This is a genomic window from Massilia sp. MP_M2 (genome assembly GCF_039123635.1).
GTDB lineage: Bacteria > Pseudomonadota > Gammaproteobacteria > Burkholderiales > Burkholderiaceae_D > Telluria.
The window spans coordinates 473,730-494,690 of record NZ_JBCHJF010000003.1 but is presented as its reverse complement, the minus strand read 5'-3'; the positions used below and the strand labels follow the sequence as shown (position 1 = coordinate 494,690).

Below are 20,961 nucleotides of genomic sequence, written 5' to 3'. Positions count from 1 at the left end.
ACCACCATGATGACAAGGATGTTCGCTCTTCCCCGCGCACTGGCCTTCTTGCTGCTGCTGGCGGCCAGTGTCTCCGCCGGCGCCGCGTCGCTGTCAGCCTATCCCGCCATGCCGGTCGACCCGCGCGCGATCGTCGTGCGCGCCACCGGCGACGGCGTCACCGACGACAGCGCCGCGCTGCAGGCGGCCATCGACAGTGCGGCCAACGGGGGCCAGGGCGGCGTGGTGTTCCTGCCGTCGGGGCGCTACCGCGTCACGCGCTCGATCCTGATTCCACTGGCGGTACGCGTCTATGGCGTGGGGCCGACGCGCCCGGTGTTCGTGCTGGCGGCAAATACGCCGGGCTTTCAGAAGGGCGTGGCGAACATGGTGATCTTCACCGGCGGCGACCAGTACAGCGTGGGCAAGGTGCCGATGCCGGTGCCGAGCGCCGTGCCGTTCAGCGTTGAAGACGGCAAGGCGGTGCGCAACGCCAATTCATCGACTTTCTATTCGGCGCTGTCGAACGTCGACTTCGAGATCAAGGACGGCAACCCGGCCGCCGCCGCCGTGCGCATGCACACGGCGCAGCACTCGAACCTGAGCCACATCGATTTCCATATCGGCTCGGGCCTGGCGGGCGTTTATCAAGTGGGCAACGTGGCCTACAACCTGCGCTTTCACGGTGGCCGCTACGGCATCCTGAGCGAAAAGACCTCGCCGGCATGGCAATTCACGCTGCTCGATTCGACCTTCGATGGCCAGCGGGACGCGGCGATCCGCGAGCATGAAGCCAGTCTCACGCTGGTCAATGTCGACATCCGCAATACGCCGGTGGGGGTCGAGATCAACCGCGGTTATGGCGACTGGTTGTGGGGCAAGGACGTGCGCTTCGAGAACGTCAGCCGCGCCGCGCTCATCGTCAGTAACGAGAACAATGTGTACACGCAGGTCGGCATGGAAAACGCCAGCGCGCGCAATGTGCCGACGTTCGTGCGCTTTCGCGACAGCGGCCGGGCGCTGGCCGGCAAGGGCCGCGACTACTTGGTGAAAGAGTCCAACTACGGCCTGTTCATCAGGCAGATGGGCGAGCCGGGCCAGTTCTCGACCAACTACAAGACGGCGGCGCTGCCGGCCAATGGGGCACCAACGCGCGCGCTGCGCGCCCTGCCGGCATCGAACGACTGGGCCAATGTCCTGGAGTACGGTGCGAAGGGCGACGGCAGCACCGACGATACGGCGGCGCTCCAGAAAGCCATCGACAGCCGCCGCACGGTGTACCTGCCGCTGGGCTTCTACGTCGTCAACGACACGATCCGCATGAAGCCGGACACGGTGCTCATCGCGCTGCATCCGGGCTTGACGCAACTGGTGATTCCGAATGGCTCGCCGCAGTACCAGGGTATCGGCAGCCCGAAGGCGCTGTTAGAGAGCGCACGTGGCGGCGACGGCATCGTCTCGGGCCTGGGCCTGGCCACCGGTGAAGTCAACAACCGCGCCGTGGCGCTGCTGTGGCGCGCAGGTGAGCAATCGCTGGTGGACGACGTGCGTATCCAGGGCGGCCACGGCACGCGCCTGTACGACGGCAGCCGCGCCGACCCGTACAAGAAGGACGCCAGGTTCGACACCACCGCACATTGGGACCGCCAGTATCCGAGCGTCTGGGTGACCGATGGCGGCGGCGGCACGTTCTCGGGCATCTGGTCGCCCAGCGGCTATGCGCAGGCCGGCTTCTACGTCACCAATACCACCACGCCGGGCAAGGTCTACGAGCTCTCGGCCGAGCACCACATCCGCGCCGAGATCGTGCTGGACAAGGTGCAGAACTGGGAATTTTTGGCGCCGCAGACCGAGGAGGAAGTGCGCGACGGGGCTGACGCGGTATCGGTCGAGATCCGCAACTCGAAGAACATCCTGTTCGCGAACTACCACGGCTACCGCGTGACGCGTTCGTACAAGCCGATGCCGGCCGCGATCCTGATCACCAATTCCAGCGACATCCGGTTTCGTAACGTGCACGTGAACGGCGAGAGCGGCTTTGCCACCTGCGACGACGCCGGCTGCGCCACCTATCTGCGCGCCAGTAAATTCGCCTACGAGAACGCGATCCGCGACGTGACCAACAAGCTCGATGTGCGCGAGCGCGAGTTCGCCGTATTCGACTACAGTGGCGCGCAGCGCAAGGCCCCCGCGCCGCTGGGCAAGGTGGCCAGGCTCGAAGGCGGCTTCTATTCGATCGCGGGCGGCGCCGTGGATGCAGAGGGCAAGCTGTACTTCATCGACCGTCACTGGAAGCGCATCTTCAGCTGGACCAAGGATGAAGGCCTGGTCGTGGTGCGCGACGCGCCGCTCGATCCGGTCAACCTGGCGATCGACAACAGCGGCAACCTGATGGTGCTGTCGTCCTACGGCCCGCAGGCGAGCGTGTATGCGTTCGATCCGCGCAAGCCCGGCCTGGACATGACGATGATCCAGCCCACGCCGGTAACAGCCCGCAACGGTGGGCGCATCGCGGTGCCCGTCAACTTCTGGCAAAACGGCGAATTCAAGGACCAGCTCAATCCCGATAGCTACGAGTTCACGACACTGGCCGAACTATTCGCCCGCGACGTGGCGCTCCCGAAAGCGAACCAGTACGTCTCGCCCGACGGCAGCCTGGCGCTGCCGGCCTACCGCGTGCTGCGCCAGGGCGCGGCCGACCACCTGGGCTGGCGCTGGGCCGATTCGCTGCAGACGCACGGTTTCGTCACGGCCCCGGTGGGTGGGCGCGTCGTGTTTACCAACGGCTCGGAAAACCGCACCTTCAGCGGCGTGGTGGGCGCTGGCGGCGGGATCACTGATCTGAAGCTCGTGGCCAATCGCGGCGGCGAAGGCGCGGCGGTGGCGCCCAATGGCGACGTGTATGTGGCCAACGGCCAGGTCTTCATCTATGGCAAGGACGGCAAGCAGAAGGGGCGCATCGACGTGCCGGAGCGGCCGCTGCAACTGCTGTTTGGCGGCGCAAACAAACGGACACTCTTCATCCTGACCCACCACGCGCTGTACGCAGCGCAGATCAACTGAGGACGGCAATATGAAACGCATCACCAGGGTGCTGGGCGCAGCGCTGCTGCTGGCAGCGGCAGCGGACGGCATGGCCGAGGACCAGTTCAAGCTGCTGGTGCTGGCCATGCCAGGCAAATACCACTACGAGTACATCCCGATCGCGCGCGACAGCCTGGAACGCATGGCCAGGCTGCACGCGTTCGAACTCACCTACACCAACAAGCCGCAGGTGTTCGAGGGCGACCTGACGCAATATGCGGCCGTGATGTTCCTGAACACGCCGGGCGAAGAGCTGAACGCGGCGCAGCGCGCGAAGTTCGAGGCGTACATGCGCGGCGGGGGCAACGCGATCGTCGTGCACCGCGCCGCGATCACGCCGCCGAACGACTGGGTCTGGTACGAAAAGATGGTGGGCCGCTCGGTGGGGCCGCACCCGAAGCTGCAGACGGGCGTGGTCACGGTCGTCGACCAGAACTTCCCGGCCACCTTCGGCCTGCCCGCGCGCTGGATCTGGAGCGACGAATTCTACGTCACGACCAATCCCTATCAGGTGAAGATCGACACGGTGTTGAGCGTGGACGAGTCGAGCTACGACACGACGAAGATCTGGCCGGGACAAACCGTCAAGGGCATGGGCAAGGATCACCCGATCGCCTGGCACCACCGGCACGAACAGGGCCGCGTGTTCGTCACCACGCTGGGCCACAACGGCGAGATGTACCGCGATCCGCAGTACCTGAACCATCTGCTGGGCGGGATTTACTGGAGCGCGACGGGGTTGGGGCAGAAGCGCTGATCGGGCGTGCAAACCAATCGCCACTCGTGGCACAGTAACAACCGTTGGACGCGTGGACGGGAAACCCGTCCACGCTACATCGTATCGTCCGCGTAGGGTGGACGGCTACGCCGTCCACGCGTTCAAACCAATCTCGTTTGGCGGCGCAACAACGAACGTCGGACACGTGCACGATCATGCCGCTCACGTACGCTTTCGCAATCGCTTCCACCCCAACACCAGTCCCGTCGACGTCAGCGCGGCGCCCAGCGTGCACAGGGCAAACACGGCCACATCCCGCACCGGCCAGCGGCGCAACAACGCAAAATCCATCTGGTGCATGCCGCTGAACAGCCAGCGGTTCCAACGGCTGTCCCGGTCGACGAAACCTGCCACGCGACCATGCACCGCATCGATATAAAAGACCGGTGCATCCGGCAGGTGGAAGCGCGCACGCAGCACGGGGAAGGCGGCTTCGCGATGGTGGCCATAGTAATAGTCGTCGGCGTCAAGGAGCATCGTCGTCGTCATCGCCACCCCGGGCCGGATGGCCTGCGCGCTGCGCAGCAGCAGCGCTTGCGGCAACAAGCTGGACACGGCGCCATCCTGCGCGCGCAGCAGCGTGCGTTCGGTGCGGCCCAGGGCGCTCAGGTACAGCGTGCCGCCCACGCGGCGCCATTCCAGTTCGAGCGCGCCGGGATGCACCCGCAGCAAGGCGGCCGCATCGATTGCCAGGTCATCGCTGGTCAGCGCCCCGCCCGCGAATGCAAGGCGATCCTGCGCGGTCGCTCCGGGGTCGGAGGGAAAGCCGAACGGGCCGACCGACAGCCAGCCGCTGAACAGCCAAGTGATGACGAGCACACCGCCGCTCAGGCCCAGCCAGTGGTGCCAGCCCTGCCAGCCTTTGTACGGCGACATGCGCCCGCCCGCGTAACGGCGCTGCACGCGCAGTCGTTGGGCGCCCAGCACCATGCCGGTCACGGCCAGCAGCAGAGCCACGCCCGACGTCGACATCACGGCCAGGCGCCATGCTTCGTTGTGCTTGCGCAGCGGCGTGACGTAGACCCAGTGGACGACGGCGCCGACCCAGTTCCAGGCGCGCTCGCTGCGCGTCGTGTCGCGCACCAGTTCGCCGGTGCGGCTCGAGACGTACACCACGCTGCCGGCATCATCGTCGGCCGTGATGCGCAGCAGCGGCTGGTGCACGCGCACCGCGCCGAACGTCCACTGGTCCACATCAATGGCTTCGAACGACAGCGCGCGCGCATGCGGCGCCGCGCTGCGCGCACTGCTCGACGCTACCTGCTCGTCGACCACGAGCACTGCGCCGTTGTCAGCCCACACCGAGTTCCAGGTGCCGTCATGGCCAAAATGCCAGGCCGGGCGGCCCGCGACCGTGTTCAGGCGCACCGCATCGGGCATGCCCTTCAACGCCGTCTCGCGCCACGCCGCATCCGCGCTCACCTGCACACGCGCCGGAACGAGCGGCGCAAGCCACGTGCGGCGCTCCGCCTCGGTCAATTCGGGATACGGGACATACATCATCACGATGCCCGAGCCAAACCACAGCAGGACCAGCAGGCCGATGCCGATCCCCAGCCAGCGATGCCACAGGTACAGCTGGCGCTTCATCGAAGCCATCGCAATCCCGCTCAATAACGCCAGTGGAGCGTCCGCCCGGCATGCCGCTCGCCAGTAGCACACTGCAGGCCGATGATGGCCGGTAGCGCGCGCAACAAGGTTATTTTCATCATTTGCTCTATTTTTTTGCCGGGGTTTCCGTGGGCTCGATCAGCACCAGCTTGCCGGTCTTGGGATCGCGATAGACTTCGCCGACGCGGTCGTAACCGCTGCCGTCTTGCGTCACGCCGCTGGCGGGGCGCTCGATCTGGCGGCCTTTCTCGACGGGTTGCGGCGGTTTGATGGCGCCTTGCGAGCCGGCGATTGCCGCGATCAGGCCGCAGGCAAAGACCAGCATCACGTCGACCAGGTTGACCAGGCTCGCGCGCGGGTCTTCGTCGCTCTGATCGAAGCGTGCGTCGAGATGGCGATACAGGCGCAGGCGGCCACGTGCCGGGGCGCTCATGCCAGTGCCTCCATCGCGTCGAGCGTCTCTTCGTACCAGCGGCGACGCAGCTTGCCGATCACCAGGCCGGCAATGCCGGCAACGAGGCCCAGCACGGTCGCATCGAAAGCGACCGTCACGGCGCTCGCCAGCTTGGCCGGATCGCCTTCACCCAGCGCGGCCAGGCCAGGCCCGAGCGGAATGATCGTGGCCATCAAACCCAGCATCGGCGGGATGCGCGCCAGCAGGTCGGCGCGCTCCAGACGGTGACGGGCCAGCTTCTGCACGTGCTCGACGTTGCCGGATGCGCGCAGCCGGGCCAGCCCATGAAAGCGCTCCCCGACGGCGATGCCCGATTCGACCAGCGCAATGGCGCAGCCGGCCAGCAGCGCCACCAGCGAAGGCGTGAGCAGCCAGCTGACGGCGTCGTGCAGCCAGGCATAGGACAAGTGATCGATCATGGAGTACTCCTTACAGGTTGGGGGATGCTGCGGCCGCGCCACAGACCGAGCGCAAACAGGGCGAAGCAGGCCGCGAGGATGACCAGGACCTGCACGATGCGCAGGCCAGGGAGCGGCGCGGGTTCGGGTGGTTGGTTGAGTTCATACACGCGCATGGCTGGCGGTGCCGCCGGTGCGGGCGCGGAAGGCGCCTGCCCCTGCTGCGCGTCGGCGCGTGGCGGCGCCGCGGCCGGTGATGCCGCCGCGGCCGGCGCGCCGGCCGGCACCGGGACCGCAAGCACCGGCAGCATCTCGCCGCGCGCCTTTGCCAGCGTCACACCAAGCTGCTGCGCGTCGCCCCGATCGAGTTGCGGTGCCAGCCAGCCCCACATCGGGTGATCGGGCGACGTGTGGCCACTGCCCGGCAAGCCGTTGGCGGCGACCAGGCGCGCCAGCTCGCCGCCCATCGTGCGGATCGTTTCCGGATCGGTCTTCCAGAAGCCTTTTTCGGCCGCCACCATGAACACGGCCAGCATGTGCGCCTTGACGTGCGCGTTGTGGCGCTGGCCCAGAAATGCCGGCAGGCCGAGCTTGTGCGCATCGTCGAAGTAGACGGCCTTGACTTCGTCCCAGGCCCAGTTCTTCACCAGGTCCGGGCGCGTGACCTGCCAGCCCCACAGGTTCTCGATGAATTCCTGCCCCATCGTGCGTGCGCCCGAGTAGCCGTTGTCCATCAACGGGCGCAGCCACGCGGGATTCAGGAAGCGCCCGCGCAATTCGCCCAGCAGCGCAGTGGCCAGCGGCTCGACGTCGGCCTGGCCCGGCCGCCCGTGCTGCAGGATCAATGCGTCCGGCACGCGGCCGGTGCGCGTCTCGATGGCCAGCGACAGGCCGCCCAGATAGTCGAAGGCGTCGTTGTTGTCGAGCAGGCCGTACAGATTACTGGCGCGGCCGTGGTAGGTACGGTGGATGCCGTCCAGCGCCACATCGAAGGCGCGGTGCTGGGCGTCGCCATCGGCATCCAGGCCATACGCGTGGCCCATGCGGTTGCGGTAGGCGCGGCCGATTTCCTCGCGCTCGCGCCAGGCGCCCGAGCGTTCGGTCAGGCGGTTCACGCCGGTGCCGTACGCGCCCGGCGCATCGCCGAACACGCGCAGCGCGGCGCCCTGCCCCGCTTCGATGGTCGATGCGCCGCCCGCGACCAGCGCGCGCTGGCGCACCAGCCATTCGCGCGCGACCCGGTTGTCCTTCACGGCCTCACTACCCCAGGCGGCGCCCTGGAGCGGCGCCAGCGCGGCTTGCAAGGCTTCGCGCAGGGCTGGATCTTGCCGCGCCATCGTTTCAGCGGACGCCGCCAGCGCCAGCCGACCGGCGCGGTCGATCAGGCGGATCAGGTTCGGGTACAGGTCGCGAAAGAGGCCAGACGTGGTCACCAGCGCGTCGCGCCGCACGGCGCCCGGCACCAGGCGCACGTCAGTGACGATGCCGCGCGCATTCCAGACCGGCTCCGCGCCCATCATGGCCAGTGCGAAGCCGACCATCACGCCCTCATCACGCACGGCATCCGACGCCCACAGGATGATGCCTTCACTACCCTGCTCCCGCGCAGCGTCGCCCCTGCTGCGCGCCATCGCCTTGGCCGCCATCTTCTGCGCCAGCCCGAAACCCAGGCGCGTCGGCAGGATGTCGCCATCGACCGCGTGGAAGTTACGGCCCGTCGGCAGCGCCTCTGGTGAGCGCAGCGGGTCGTTGCCCTTGCCCGGCTCGATGTAGCGGCCATCCAGGCCCGCCAGCAGGCCGACCATCTCGCGCCGCGGCGAGTCGCGCAGCTTGTCGGCGATGGACGGATCGTCGATGCCGCTCTTGGTCATCGACTCGAGCATCAGGTCGAGCGACTTCTGGTCCCACGGCCGGCCAAACACGTGCAGGCCGAACGGCATGAATTTCTCTTGCAGCTTGGTCAGGTAGTGGCCAATCTCGTGCGCCAGTAAATCGTCATCGGCGGCGTCGAAGCCGATGCCCCTCACTTCGAGCACGTCGGACATCGATGCTTCGAGTTCGGCGCGCAGGTTCAGCGCCACGACGCGCTCGCGCATCAGTTGCGCGGCCTGCGTCTTGAGCGACTCGGACGACGCAGCTTCGAAACTCTCGACGATCTGGCGCAGCGACAGCAGCTCGTCGTACAGCGGTGTCGTCGCCAGCGGGGGCGTCAGGTGGTCGACGATGATCGCCAGCCCTCGGCGCTTGGCCTGCGTGCCTTCGCCCACGCCGTCGACGATGTATGGGTAGATGCCCGGCAGGTCACCCGCGATCAGGCTGGGATAGTCGTCGCTCGACAGACCCACCGCTTTACCGGGCAGGAATTCAAAGGTCGAGTGGCGCCCCACGTGCACGAGGGCGTCGGCCTTGAAGCGGTCGCGGATCCAGTGGTAGAAGGCCAGGTACTGGTGCGGCGGCGTGATGCTGGTATTCGCGTGCAGCAGTTCTTCATCGACTTCCCAGCCGCGCGGCGGCTGCGGACCGATGAACACATTGCCGAACGTGAGGCCCGGCACCAGCAGCTTGCCGCTGTCGACCATCACCTTGCCCGGCGCCGGCCCCCAACCGCGCATGCCTTCGATGCCGTAGCCGATCAGGCGCCGATACAGCGGCGCGAGCGCCTTGCACGGACTGGGTTTACTGTCATCGAGACAGGCGCGGTAGCCGTCTTCGAGCGCATGCAGGTCGCGCGTGGCCTGCACGCGCTGCGGATGGTCGACACCTTCGACCAGGTGCAGCAGTTCCTTGATGATCGTCTCGGCCTGTTTGCGGCCCGGCGCGCGCTCGCCCTGCGCTTCGGCGACCAGCACATCGGCATGCAGGCGGCCCAGCATGCCGTCCTTCATTTCGCCCTGCACGCGCGGTGCAAGCGTTGCGAACCAGCGCGCGTAGTCAGCCGCACTGACGCTATTGACGGTGGCGCTCATCTCGCGCAGCGCAGCGCGATCTTCGGGCAAATTCACGCCATGCGCCATGATCATGTCGAGCAGTGCTTCGGGCGTGGCCGGCAGATCGCCAACCGTGTAGCCGGCCGCCTTGAGCGCATGCAGCATGTCGAACAGCGACGCCGGTACGTTCAGGTTGTCGGCGCCGATGTTCTGGCGGCCCGGCGGGTGGTTGTAATAGACCATCGCGATGCGCTTGTCGGCATTGCGCTTGGCACGCAGCGCCAGCCAGCGGCTCACGCGCGCCGTCATACGATCGACTTCGGCCGGCAGCAGCACCGGCGGGCGGTTCTCGATGCCGGTCAGGCGGTCGCGCTGTGACTGGCCCAGCGCCGCCACCACCATCGGCTGGCCGATGCCCTGCAATTCGGGCAGCGCGACGCGGTACTGGACCGAATCGGGCGGCAAGCCGTCGGGCGAAAGCTGCCACCCGATGGCGGTGCGGTCCGACAGGCGGATCGCCTTGAACACGGGGATATCGAGGCGTTTGAAGGCTTCGCTGACGACTTCGCGCCCTTCGGCGGCGCCGACGACAAAGTCCTGCAGCACCACCAGCGCCGCCGGCCTGGCCGGCGCGATCAGCTCGGGCAGGCGCACCAGCGCTTCGCGCGACGCGCCGCCCCAGCGCGTGAGCAGCTGCACGCAGGCCTGCCCTTGTTCTTCGATGCGGCGGCACAGGGCGGCCGGCACCATGCCATCCATGTTTGCCAGGTCGAGCACGACGACGGTCGGGCGGTCCTTCAGACCAAGCTTTGCGGCGTTGCCCCAGGCGGCGGCGTCCTGCAGCTCGTTCTGGCCGACGCGCAGGCGCAGCGTCGGTTCTAGCAGCGGGGCGCCCAGCGCTGTCGACGGATGCAGCAGGTGGGCGATGAGGGCCGTCGTGTTGTCCACGCCGCCCGCTTGCCACACGCGCCGCGCCGCCAGCCATTGGCGCGCGGCGGGATTGGCCTCTGCCGCCTGCAGCGCGGCGGACGCCGGCGCTTCGGTTGCCAGTTCGCGCAGCAGCTCGGGCGCGAAGCCGGCCAGGCTGCCGTGCGCCGCGCGCGTCATCAGGTTCAGGCTTGCTTCGCCATTGAACGCCAGCACCGCGGTGCCTGGCTTTGCGTGGCGCGCCAGCGCATCCTTCATGCGGCGCGCCGGATCGCCGAACAGCGACACCGCCAGCACCGTGTCGGCGCGCGCGATCCACTGGCCTATCTCGCGTTCACTGGCGGCCATCAACTGGGCAGGTGTGCGTAACTGAATCCGGTCGCGCGGATGGCTGGCCAGGTGGCGGTGGGCGGCCTCGATCGCGCCCGGCGCGGCGCGCTCGGTGACCACGGCGAACAGGGTGGCGGCGTGGCTGTGGGCGCAGGCAAGCAGGAACGCGAGCAAAAGCGCCAGCGCAGTACAGGCGCGGGCAAGCGAAGCAGTGTTCATGTGAACGTTGACCTTTCAGCTGCGCGCCAGGGCGCGCATGACAACGGGCAGACGTCTTCCTTCCACGCTGGACGCGACAGGCCATGTGCACGCGTACGTGCGCACGCCTGCGCGAACGCATTGGCAACATAGAAGGAACGACGAACTACCAACAGGCACGCCCACACCCCGGGACGTACGCAATGCATCGTGATTGGCCGGTCTTCTGGCTTGCCGTCATCCTTCCCGGGTCCTGCCTTCCCGTGCACGGGGCACAGTGGCGTTCGACGAGGGTCGTCAGGCATACAGCAGCGGGGGCTGCGCCGGACTGGCGTGCGATGGATTCGCACACGTCACCGGCTTCCCGTTTCACCTTCCTGCAGACGAGCAGGACGGCACCATTCACTTGATTGGGCGCGATTCTACAGCCCGGGTGCGCCACTGTCACCGCATTCTTTGGCCATGCAGGTCATTTGGGAGCAGCCAGCGGCGCTGCATCGATCTTTAGCATGGCATCATCGGCGTCTGGCCTAGAATGGCGGTATCGTCCGGCATGGCCGGCACCAACTCATCCTTCGCGACGGTTCACATGATCACACAACAAGACTGCCTGGCCCTCGACGCGGCCGACCCGCTGGCGCCCCAGCGCAATGCCTTCGCGCTGCCGGACGGCGTGATTTACCTCGACGGCAATTCGCTGGGCGCCCGTCCCCGCGCGGCCCTGCAACGCGCGCAGGACGTGATCGCCGCCGAATGGGGCAATGACCTGATCCGCAGCTGGAACACGGCCGGCTGGTACGACTTGCCGCAGCGCCTGGGCACCCTGATCGCGCCGCTGATTGGCGCCGCGACCGATGAAGTGGTGGTCACCGATTCGACCTCGGTGAACCTGTTCAAGGCGCTGGCCGCGGCGCTCAAGATGCAGGCCGATGCGCCGGCGCACGCCGCACGCCGCATCATCCTCACCGAGCGCGACAACTTCCCGAGCGATATCTACATGGCCGAAGGCCTGATCGGCTGGCTCGAACACGGCTACGAGCTGCGCCTGCTCGACAGCTGGGCCGACCTGCCAGCCGCCCTCGAAGGCGACGCCGGCGCGCAGGTGGCGGTGGTGATGCTCACGCACGTCAACTACCGCACCGGGCGCATGCTCGACATGAAGACGATCACGGCGCAGATCCACGCCGCCGGCGCGCTGGCGATCTGGGACCTGGCCCATTCGGCCGGCGCAGTGGAGGTCGATCTGAACGGCGCGCAGGCTGACTTCGCGGTGGGCTGCACCTATAAATTTCTCAACGGCGGGCCCGGAGCGCCCGCGTTCATCTGGGTGCCGCAGCGCCACCACGCGCAGTTCACGCAGCCGCTCACCGGCTGGTGGGCGCACCGCCAGCCGTTCGCGATGCAGCCGGCGTTCGCACCGGTGGCCGGCATCAAGCGCGCGATGTGCGGCACGCAGCCGGTGGTGGCGCTGGCACTGATCGAATGCGGGCTGGCCGTGTTCCAGGACGTGACGATGGCGGCGCTGCGCAAGAAGTCCCTCGCCCTGTCGGACCTGTTCCTGGCGTTGCTCGAACAGGAATGCGCGGCGCATCCACTGGAGCTGATCACGCCGCGCAATCATGCGGACCGTGGCAGCCAGGTGAGCGTGACGCATCCGCACGGCTACGCAGTGATGCAGGCCCTGATCGCGCGCGGCGTGATCGGCGACTACCGCGAGCCGCAGGTCATGCGCTTTGGCTTCACGCCGCTGTACACGGGATATGACGATGTGTGGCAGGCCGTGATGGTGCTCAAGGATATCCTGGACCGCAGCGACTACCAGGTCGATGCCAAGCGCACCGCGGTGACGTGAGCGATTCTCGATCGATTCTCAAGAGAGGACACGATGCCCTGCCCTGTTACCCCTGATTCGTCCGCCAGCAACGCCGATGTGAGTGGCTGCCCTGTCGCGCAGCCCGGCTACCACGGTGCCAAGCTCGATTTCAGCAAGGACATGAGCTACGGCGACTACCTGTCGCTCGACACGATCCTCAATGCCCAGCATCCGCTGTCGCCCGAGCACAACGAGCTGCTGTTCATCGTGCAGCACCAGACCAGCGAACTGTGGATGAAGCTGATGCTGCACGAGCTGCACGGTGCGCGCGACAACATCGCGCTGGGCCAGTTGCCGGCGGCGATGAAGATGCTGGCCCGCGTGGCGGCGATCATGAACCAGCTCGTGCATGCATGGGATGTGCTGGCGACGATGACGCCGCCCGAGTACACGGCGATCCGCCCGTACCTGGGCGCGTCGTCGGGGTTTCAGTCGCACCAGTATCGCGAGATCGAATTCATCCTGGGGAACAAGAACGTCACGCATTTGCAGGTGCATCAGCACAAGCCTGACGCGCATGCGACGCTGCAGTGCGTGCTCGATAAACCGTCGCTGTATGACGAAGCGATCATGGTGATGGCGCGCAGCGGGCTGGCGGTGGATGCGGCGCGGGTTACCGGGCCGTGGCAGCAGGCGACGCGGTCGGATCCGTCGGTGAAGGCGGCGTGGATGGTGGTGTATCGCGACACTGACCAGTACTGGCCGCTGTATGAATTGGGCGAGAAGCTCGTCGATATCGAAACGGCGTTTCGCTTGTGGCGCTTCCGGCATGTGACGACGGTGCAGCGCGTGATCGGTTTTAAAACCGGCACCGGCGGCACGGACGGCGTGGGGTATCTGCGCAAGATGCTCGATGTCGTGCTGTTTCCGGAATTGTTCGAACTGCGCACCGAGCTGTAATCGCCTTCACACAAGGGGCGCATCGCCCTCACAATCGACAACCTTCGACAACCTTCGACAACCTTCGGCACCATTCGGCAACGAGAGAATCAAGCTGCACCAGCGCGGCGCCGAGTGCGAGCCGAAGGCGCACTTGCCGGTGCCGGGGGCGGTGGGTTTTATCGCGGCGGTGCCGCGCGGTGCGGTCGCTCAATACCTCGACCGCACAAAAAAGCGCCGTGAGTCACAGACCCACGGCGCTTTGATCGCTTCAACAACGTTTAGTCTTAGAACGGAATGTCGTCATCCATATCCGAGAAGTTCGGGGCCGGCTTCGGCTGTGGACGTGCTGCCGGTGCCGGTGGCGCCTGGCGTGGCGCTTGTTGGCGTGGCTGCTGTGGCGCCGAGTAGTCGTCGTCCATGCCGCCACCGCCCATACCGCCGCCCATGCCGCCGCTGTCGCCGCCCATGCCCTGGCGACCGCCCAGCATCTGCATGTTTTCAGCGATGACGTCGGTTGCGTAGCGCTCGATGCCGTCCTTGTCGGTGTACTTGCGGGTCTGCAGGCGGCCTTCGACGTAGACCGACGAGCCTTTTTTCAGGTATTGCGCGACGATCTCGGCCAGGCGGCCGAAGAACGAAATACGGTGCCACTCGGTCAGCTCTTTTTGCTCGCCGGTGTTGCGGTCTTTGGATTTGTACGAGGTGGCGACCGCGATGTTCGCGATGGCGTCGCCGCTCGGCATGTAGCGCACTTCCGGATCGCGGCCGAGGTTGCCGACGATGATGACCTTGTTAACTGATGCCATTTGATTACTCCTGCTGGGTATGATCAGCCCTGACTCTGCATGCTTCTAGGCGTCAGGGAACGTGGTGTTACAGCCCACCATTATGACGCCGGCGCCGACTTTTGCCACAATAATTTGTTGTGGCCCATCAGCCGCAATGGGGCATTCTCCTGTCGATTTTGTTGTCAATCCGACCTCGTCCATAACGCCGCAAGGGAATTATTTCAGGAATCTGAACGCTTTGTCATTGAAGCGCTCACGGATCGACCCACATACACCAGACTTCGCGTTCGCCACGCACTTGTGCACGGCGCAACCACTGGACAAATGTACAGCCGTAACAAAAACCAGCTACACTTACGGGTTCTCCCTGATTGGCCCGCTGATCATGTCTGAAGCGTTCGCGGCCCCGCCTTAACTAATAGAAAGTCTGCCCAACTTAATGGAAGAAATTCGCATTCGTGGTGCCCGCACGCACAATCTGAAGAATATCAATCTCGATCTGCCGCGCAACAAGCTGATCGTGATCACCGGTCTGTCGGGCTCCGGCAAGTCCTCGCTCGCTTTCGACACCCTGTATGCCGAAGGCCAGCGCCGCTATGTCGAGTCGCTGTCGGCCTATGCGCGCCAGTTCCTGCAGCTGATGGAAAAGCCCGATGTCGACCTGATCGAGGGCCTGTCCCCGGCCATTTCCATCGAGCAGAAGGCGACCTCGCACAATCCGCGCTCGACCGTCGGCACCGTTACCGAAATCCACGATTACCTGCGCCTGCTGTACGCGCGCGTCGGCACGCCGTATTGCCCGCAGCACCCGCACCATCCGCTGGCCGCGCAGACCGTGTCGCAGATGGTCGACTCGGTGCTGGCCATGCCGGAAGGCACCAAGCTGATGATCCTGGCGCCGGTCGTGGCTGGCCGCAAGGGCGAGCATGGCGACCTGTTCCTGTCGATGCAGGCCCAGGGCTTCGTGCGTTTCCGTATCGCCAGCGGCGTGGCCGCAGCCAAGATCTACGAGATCGACGACCTGCCCAAGCTCAAGAAGACCGAGAAGCACACGATCGACGTCGTGATCGACCGCATCAAGGTCAATCCGGACATCAAGCAGCGTCTGGCCGAGAGTTTCGAGACTGCACTGCGCCTGGCCGATGGCCGCGCGGTCGCGTACGAAATGGACACCGAGAACATGACGGTGTTCTCGAACAAGTTCGCCTGTAATGTCTGCGGCTACTCATTGCAAGAGCTGGAACCGCGCCTGTTCTCGTTCAATAACCCAATGGGCGCCTGCCAGGAATGCGACGGCCTGGGCCACATCGAATTCTTCGATCCGAAACGGGTCGTGGCCTTCCCGCACCTGTCGCTGGCATCCGGCGCCGTGAAGGGCTGGGATCGCCGCAACCAGTTCTATTTCCAGATGCTGCAGAATCTGGCGTCGCACTACGAGTTCGACCTCGACATACCATTCGACAAATTGCCGGCGGCATCGCAAGAAGCCGTGCTGTTCGGCTCGGGCAAGACGACGATCCCGTTCAGCTATGTGAACGAGCGCGGCCGCACGGTGATTCGCGAGCACACGTTCGAAGGCGTCGTCAACAATCTGCAGCGCCGCTATCGCGAAACCGATTCGATGGCCGTCAAGGAAGAGCTGGCGAAGTTCATCAACGAAAAAAAGTGCCCGTCGTGCGAAGGTGCGCGCCTGCGCACCGAAGCGCGCTTCGTGAAAATCGGCCAGGGCGCACAGCAGCGCGCGATCTATGAAGTGTCCGATAAGCCCCTTCGGGACACGCTCGAATTCTTCGAAACGCTGGAACTGACCGGTGCCAAGAAAGACATCGCCGAGCGCGTGATCAAGGAAATCATTTCGCGCCTCAAGTTCCTGAACAACGTCGGCCTGGATTACCTGTCGCTTGACCGCAGCGCGGACACCTTGTCCGGCGGCGAAGCGCAGCGTATTCGCCTGGCGTCGCAGATCGGCTCGGGCCTGACGGGCGTCATGTACGTGCTCGACGAGCCGTCGATCGGCCTGCACCAGCGTGACAACGATCGCCTGATCGCGACGCTGAAACACCTGCGCGACATCGGCAACAGCGTGCTGGTGGTCGAGCACGATGAAGACGCGATCCGCACTGCTGACTACATCGTCGACATGGGGCCGGGCGCGGGCGTGCATGGCGGGCAGATCATCGCCGAAGGCACGCTCGAGCAGATCATGAAGAACGAGCATTCGGTCACGGCCCAGTACCTCGATGGCCGGCGCCGGATCGAGGTGCCGAAAACGCGCACCAAGGCCGATCCGGCGCGCCAGCTGGTGATCACGGGCGCCAAGGGCAATAACCTGAAGGATGTGACCTTGACGCTGCCGGTGGGCTTGATGACCTGCATTTCGGGCGTCTCGGGTTCGGGCAAGTCGACCTTGATCAACGACACGCTGTACCCGGCGCTGTCGCGTCACCTGTACGGCTCGCAAACCGAGCCGGCCGAGCACACGTCGATCCACGGCCTGGAACACTTCGACAAGGTGATCTCCGTCGACCAGGCGCCGATCGGGCGCACGCCGCGCTCGAACCCGGCGACCTACACGGGCCTGTTCACGCCGATTCGCGACCTGTTCTCGACGGTGCCGACGGCCAAGGAACGCGGTTACAGCGCGGGCCGCTTCTCGTTCAACGTCAAGGGCGGACGCTGCGAAGCGTGCCAGGGCGATGGCGTGATCAAGGTCGAGATGCACTTCCTGCCGGACGTATATGTGCCGTGCGATGTCTGCCACGGCAAGCGCTACAACCGCGAAACGCTGGAAGTCAATTACAAGGGCAAGAACATCACCGAGGTGCTGGAACTGACCGTCGAGGATGCGCACGAGTTCTTCAAGCCGGTGCCGGTGATTGCGCGCAAGCTGCAAACGCTGCTGGACGTGGGCCTTGGCTACATCAAGCTGGGGCAGAGTGCGACGACCTTGTCGGGCGGCGAGGCGCAGCGTGTAAAACTGTCGCTCGAACTGTCCAAGCGCGACACGGGCCGCACGCTGTATATCCTGGATGAACCGACGACCGGCCTGCACTTTGCCGACATCGACCTGCTGCTCAAGGTGATCCACCGCCTGCGCGACCAGGGCAATACGCTGGCGATCATCGAGCACAACCTCGACGTCATCAAGACGGCGGATTGGGTGGTCGATCTGGGGCCGGAAGGCGGCGCCGGCGGCGGCGTCATCGTGGCAACGGGCACGCCGGAAGACGTGGCCAAGAACAAGGGCAGCGCCACCGGCAAGTATCTGAAGCCGTTGTTGAAGGCACCGGCGAAGGCATAACACGCCGCCTCAGGCAGCGCGATAAAGCAGGGGCAACGCCAGTGGCGCTGCCCCTGTTTTTTTATGCGCGCAAGGCCTGCATTGCCGCGCTGATGAACACGCTCATGCTTTCATCGACCATTCCCGCTTGCCGCAGTGCCGGCTCGTCCTGCAGGGCTTGCCGGATCTTTTGCTGGGTTGCCGGCCGGTCGCCGGCAAACGAGCGGAACAGATCGAACCACGCCAGCGCCAGCGCGCGTGCCTGCGGAGAGTCGGGCGCATGCCCTTCGTCCATGGCCGTGCGTACCTTTGCCACCAGCGGCGGCCACTCGGCATCGCGCTTGCCGAAGTTGGCGCGCATGAAAGCGAATTCGTCGTCGTCGAGGTAGTTCCGGTAGATCGACAACTGGTGCGCTTTCGAGGCAGCCAGGATGAACGTCATCATCTGCGATGAAATGCCGGTACGCTCCTGCACGCTGGGCTCGTGTTCGTGCATCGCGTTCAGCTTGGCGAACAGGATCGGATTGTTACCCGTGTCACGCCGGACTTTGGCCATCCACGCCATCGACAAGGCCTGCGCCCGTGGATCGCCAGGATCGGTGCCGGCATCCATCAGCGCCTGCACCTGCGCTACCAGTGCCTGCCACTCGGGCTCGACATCATCAGCCTGGGTATAAATCGGTAATTGCGTGAGTTCTTCCTGCGAAAAATACTTGTCGTACATGGTCATGTGCTCCAGCGTTGTCAGCCAATCGGCCAGATCCGGTTCCTGTCCGTCGGCCAGCTGCTCCTGCAGTTGCGACAGGCGGCTGCGCAAGGCTTTGGCCTGCTGGATCTGCTCGGTTAGCAGGCCAATCTGGCGTGCGACGACGGTGGAAAGCGACAGGTCGGCTCTGGTGAGGGTGGTTCCGATGTCGGCCAGCGCCAGCCCGAACCTGCGCAATGCCAGAATGCGGTGCAGGCGGGCGATGTCGGCTTCGTTGTACAGCCGGTAGCCGGCGTCGGAACGCGCGGAAGGCGATAGCAGCCCGATCGCGTCGTAGTGGTGCAAGGCACGGACCGTCAAGCCCGTGCGCTTTGCCAGTTCGCCAATTTTCAGCAGCATCGTCGTCATCCTTTCTTCATGCGCCAAGACAGGATGGAGCCTGACGCCACGTCAGGGTCAAGCCTACAATGAATTACAGCAACGCCATCAGCAAATAGCCGAGGCCGACGATCACCGCGTGGACGGCCAAGCCGTCCACCCTACGCCAACAGAGGGCAGTCGTAGGATGGACGGGTTCCCCGTCCACCCGGTGATGGTTGGCCGAAAGATCATTCGGCACGATCACAACACCACAAATGAATCAGTCGTAGGGTGGACGGGGTTCCCCGTCCACGCGGTGATGGTTGACGGAGAGATCATCGGGCACGATCACAGCACCAACAATCCACAAATGAATCAGGGGCAGCGCCACCGGCGCTGCCCCTGTTCTTTTTTTATGTTTTCACCGTCACGACGACGGCGCCTCCCCCACCAGGCAGCTTAAGCTCAAGCAGCCAGTTGTTTCTCCAGCCGGTCACGCGTCGCCACCAGCTCTTGCGGCAGGTGGTAGGCCAGCTTCTCGAACAGCTCGGTATGCAGTTTCAGTTCTTCGCGCCAGGCGTCCTTGTCGATCGATGTGATCTGCGCAAATTGCTGCTCGCTGAAGTCCACGCCTTCCCAGTTCAGGTCGGCGTAGTTCGGCGTGGTGCCGAACAGATGCTCGGTGCCGCCGGTGGCGCCGGCGGTGCGGTCCAGGATCCACTTCAGCACGCGCATATTGTCGCCGTAACCTGGCCACACGAAATTGCCCTGCGCATCGGTACGGAACCAGTTGACGCAGAAGATCTTCGGCAAGGCCGCTGGATCAATTGCTTCGACCTTTTTGCCCAGATCGAGCCAGTGCTGGAAGTAGTCGCTCATGTTGTAGCCGATGAACGGCAGCATCGCGAATGGATCGCGGCGCACGACGCCCATCTGGCCGGCAGCGGCAGCGGTGGTTTCGGAACCCATCGCGGCGGCCATGTAGACGCCTTCCACCCAGTCGCGCGCTTCGGTCACCAGCGGCACGGTCGTCGAACGACGGCCACCGAAGATGAACGACGAGATCGGCACGCCGGCAGGATCATCCCAGGCTGCATCGATGACCGGATTTTGCGTTGCGGCGACCGTGAAGCGCGCGTTCGGATGCGCCGCCTTGGTGCCCGATGCCGGCGTCCAGTCCTTGCCCTGCCAGTCGATCAGGTGGGCTGGTGCTTGTTTGGTCATGCCTTCCCACCAGACGTCGCCGTCGTCGGTCAGCGCGACGTTGGTGAAGATGACGTTTTCACGCAGCGAGGCCATGCAGTTCGGATTGGTCTTGTCGTTGGTGCCCGGGGCCACGCCGAAGTAGCCGGCTTCCGGGTTGATCGCGACCAGCTTGCCATCGGCGCCCGGCTTGATCCAGGCGATGTCGTCGCCGATGGTCGTGACTTTCCAGCCGTTGAATGCCTGTGGCGGGATCAGCATCGCAAAGTTGGTCTTGCCGCAGGCCGACGGGAACGCGGCGGCGATGTATTTCTTGTCGCCTTGTGGTGATTCGACACCCAGGATCAGCATGTGTTCGGCCAGCCAGCCGGTGCCGCCCTGCTGCGCCTCTTGATAACCCATGTTCGAGGCGATGCGCAGCGCGAAGCACTTCTTGCCCAGCAGCGCATTGCCGCCGTAGCCGGAACCGAACGACCAGATTTCGCGGGTGTCCGGATAGTGGACGATGTACTTGGTGGCATTGCATGGCCATGCGACATCGGCCTGGCCATCCACCAGCGGCATGCCGACCGAGTGCACACACGGCACGAAGTCGCCGTCCTGGCCCAGCACGTCGTACACGGCGCGGCCCATGCGCGTCATGATGCGCATATTGACGGCGACGTAGGGCGAGTCGGACAGTTCGACGCCGATGTGGGCGATTGGCGAACCGAGCGGACCCATCGAGAACGGCACGACGTACAGCGTGCGGCCGGTCATGCAACCGTCGAACAGGTCGTGCAGCGTGTTGCGCATTTCCGCCGGTTCCATCCAGTTGTTGGTCGGGCCGGCTTCTTCTTTCGTGGCCGAGCAGATGTAGGTGCGGTCTTCGACGCGCGCCACGTCCGACGGATCGGACCAGGCCAGGTAGGAATTTGGACGCTTGGCCGGGTTCAGCTTTTTCATCGTGCCAGCGGCAACCATCTCGGCGCACAGGCGGTCGTATTCATCTTCCGAACCGTCGCACCAGTAAATGCTGTCAGGCTTGGTCAGCGCAGCAATCTCAGCCACCCAATTGATGAGTTTTTGATGTTTGATGTAAGCTGGGACGTTCAGTGCGGCGACGCCGCCCATCACGGGTTGGTTCATGGGGATACCTCCAAATGCCAATTAAGAATTCGGGTGGACCGTTACCTTGCATCGT

12 protein-coding genes, 1 pseudogene and 1 riboswitch are annotated in these 20,961 nt (G+C 65.0%); of the genes and pseudogenes, 6 read left to right on the top strand and 7 right to left on the bottom strand.

Translation table 11 applies throughout. From position 1 onward, the window contains the following. Positions 1-6 precede the first annotated feature (6 nt). Entirely contained in the window at positions 7-3,042 is a 3,036-nt protein-coding gene (locus RCH14_RS09900) for a glycosyl hydrolase family 28-related protein (protein WP_343025951.1), read from the top strand. A gap of 10 nt (positions 3,043-3,052) precedes the next feature. Beyond that, positions 3,053-3,820, top strand: coding sequence for a ThuA domain-containing protein (locus RCH14_RS09895; protein WP_343025950.1), 768 nt, complete (start codon positions 3,053-3,055; stop codon positions 3,818-3,820). A gap of 183 nt (positions 3,821-4,003) precedes the next feature. On the opposite strand, the gene RCH14_RS09890 is transcribed toward RCH14_RS09895, so the two are convergent. From RCH14_RS09890 to RCH14_RS09875, 4 genes are all read right to left on the bottom strand, one after another. Then, entirely contained in the window at positions 4,004-5,440 is a 1,437-nt protein-coding gene (locus tag RCH14_RS09890; RefSeq protein WP_343025949.1) for a PepSY domain-containing protein, read from the bottom strand. Positions 5,441-5,558: 118 nt separating this feature from the next. After that, positions 5,559-5,885, bottom strand: coding sequence for a DUF2149 domain-containing protein (locus RCH14_RS09885; RefSeq protein ID WP_343025948.1), 327 nt, complete (start codon positions 5,883-5,885; stop codon positions 5,559-5,561). Beyond that, the gene (locus RCH14_RS09880; protein ID WP_343025947.1) at positions 5,882-6,325 is read right to left on the bottom strand and encodes a MotA/TolQ/ExbB proton channel family protein; all 444 of its coding nucleotides are present in this window, start codon (positions 6,323-6,325) and stop codon (positions 5,882-5,884) included. The genes RCH14_RS09885 and RCH14_RS09880 overlap by 4 nt, the downstream gene beginning before the upstream one ends. After that, on the bottom strand, positions 6,322-10,707 hold the full coding sequence (locus RCH14_RS09875; RefSeq protein WP_343025946.1) for a cobaltochelatase subunit CobN: 4,386 nt from the start codon (positions 10,705-10,707) through the stop codon (positions 6,322-6,324). Before RCH14_RS09875 ends, RCH14_RS09880 begins: the two co-directional genes overlap by 4 nt. Before the next feature lie 177 nt (positions 10,708-10,884). After that, a riboswitch (cobalamin riboswitch) is annotated at positions 10,885-11,104 on the bottom strand. 171 nt (positions 11,105-11,275) lie between these two features. On the opposite strand from RCH14_RS09875, the gene kynU reads away from it, so the two are divergent. The 3 genes and pseudogenes from kynU to RCH14_RS09860 all read left to right on the top strand — a co-directional run. Continuing rightward, on the top strand, positions 11,276-12,538 hold the full coding sequence (gene kynU / locus RCH14_RS09870; protein WP_343025945.1) for a kynureninase: 1,263 nt from the start codon (positions 11,276-11,278) through the stop codon (positions 12,536-12,538). Positions 12,539-12,571: 33 nt separating this feature from the next. Continuing rightward, positions 12,572-13,459, top strand: a complete 888-nt coding sequence (kynA, locus tag RCH14_RS09865; protein ID WP_343025944.1) for a tryptophan 2,3-dioxygenase — start codon at positions 12,572-12,574, stop codon at positions 13,457-13,459. Positions 13,460-13,532: 73 nt separating this feature from the next. After that, positions 13,533-13,664 (top strand): annotated as a pseudogene (locus RCH14_RS09860) (VOC family protein); the annotation flags it as partial. A gap of 61 nt (positions 13,665-13,725) precedes the next feature. Here the strand turns inward: RCH14_RS09860 and ssb are convergent. After that, positions 13,726-14,247 (bottom strand): single-stranded DNA-binding protein, encoded by a 522-nt coding sequence (gene ssb, locus RCH14_RS09855; protein WP_343025943.1) that lies wholly within the window; start codon positions 14,245-14,247, stop codon positions 13,726-13,728. 421 nt (positions 14,248-14,668) lie between these two features. Between ssb and uvrA the strand changes: the two genes are divergently transcribed. Continuing rightward, the gene (gene uvrA, locus RCH14_RS09850; RefSeq protein ID WP_343025942.1) at positions 14,669-17,530 is read left to right on the top strand and encodes an excinuclease ABC subunit UvrA; all 2,862 of its coding nucleotides are present in this window, start codon (positions 14,669-14,671) and stop codon (positions 17,528-17,530) included. Between the two features lie 61 nt (positions 17,531-17,591). Here uvrA and RCH14_RS09845 read toward each other — a convergent pair whose 3' ends face one another. Together RCH14_RS09845 and RCH14_RS09840 are read right to left on the bottom strand one after the other, a co-directional pair. Then, positions 17,592-18,614 (bottom strand): MerR family transcriptional regulator, encoded by a 1,023-nt coding sequence (locus RCH14_RS09845; protein ID WP_343025941.1) that lies wholly within the window; start codon positions 18,612-18,614, stop codon positions 17,592-17,594. Positions 18,615-19,040: 426 nt separating this feature from the next. Next, on the bottom strand, positions 19,041-20,906 hold the full coding sequence (locus RCH14_RS09840; protein WP_343025940.1) for a phosphoenolpyruvate carboxykinase (GTP): 1,866 nt from the start codon (positions 20,904-20,906) through the stop codon (positions 19,041-19,043). Between the last annotated feature and the right edge of the window lie 55 nt (positions 20,907-20,961).

What these genes read in the sequence shown, in the direction of transcription:
- RCH14_RS09900 (WP_343025951.1), top strand. Translation starts at nt 7, where the DNA reads ATGATGACAAGGATGTTCGCTCTTCCCCGCGCACTGGCCTTCTTGCTG.
- kynU (WP_343025945.1), top strand. Translation starts at nt 11,276, where the DNA reads ATGATCACACAACAAGACTGCCTGGCCCTCGACGCGGCCGACCCGCTG.
- RCH14_RS09880 (WP_343025947.1), bottom strand. Translation starts at nt 6,325, where the DNA reads ATGATCGATCACTTGTCCTATGCCTGGCTGCACGACGCCGTCAGCTGG.
- RCH14_RS09890 (WP_343025949.1), bottom strand. Translation starts at nt 5,440, where the DNA reads ATGGCTTCGATGAAGCGCCAGCTGTACCTGTGGCATCGCTGGCTGGGG.
- RCH14_RS09845 (WP_343025941.1), bottom strand. Translation starts at nt 18,614, where the DNA reads ATGCTGCTGAAAATTGGCGAACTGGCAAAGCGCACGGGCTTGACGGTC.
- ssb (WP_343025943.1), bottom strand. Translation starts at nt 14,247, where the DNA reads ATGGCATCAGTTAACAAGGTCATCATCGTCGGCAACCTCGGCCGCGAT.
- RCH14_RS09895 (WP_343025950.1), top strand. Translation starts at nt 3,053, where the DNA reads ATGAAACGCATCACCAGGGTGCTGGGCGCAGCGCTGCTGCTGGCAGCG.
- uvrA (WP_343025942.1), top strand. Translation starts at nt 14,669, where the DNA reads ATGGAAGAAATTCGCATTCGTGGTGCCCGCACGCACAATCTGAAGAAT.
- RCH14_RS09875 (WP_343025946.1), bottom strand. Translation starts at nt 10,707, where the DNA reads ATGAACACTGCTTCGCTTGCCCGCGCCTGTACTGCGCTGGCGCTTTTG.
- RCH14_RS09840 (WP_343025940.1), bottom strand. Translation starts at nt 20,906, where the DNA reads ATGAACCAACCCGTGATGGGCGGCGTCGCCGCACTGAACGTCCCAGCT.
- kynA (WP_343025944.1), top strand. Translation starts at nt 12,572, where the DNA reads ATGCCCTGCCCTGTTACCCCTGATTCGTCCGCCAGCAACGCCGATGTG.
- RCH14_RS09885 (WP_343025948.1), bottom strand. Translation starts at nt 5,885, where the DNA reads ATGAGCGCCCCGGCACGTGGCCGCCTGCGCCTGTATCGCCATCTCGAC.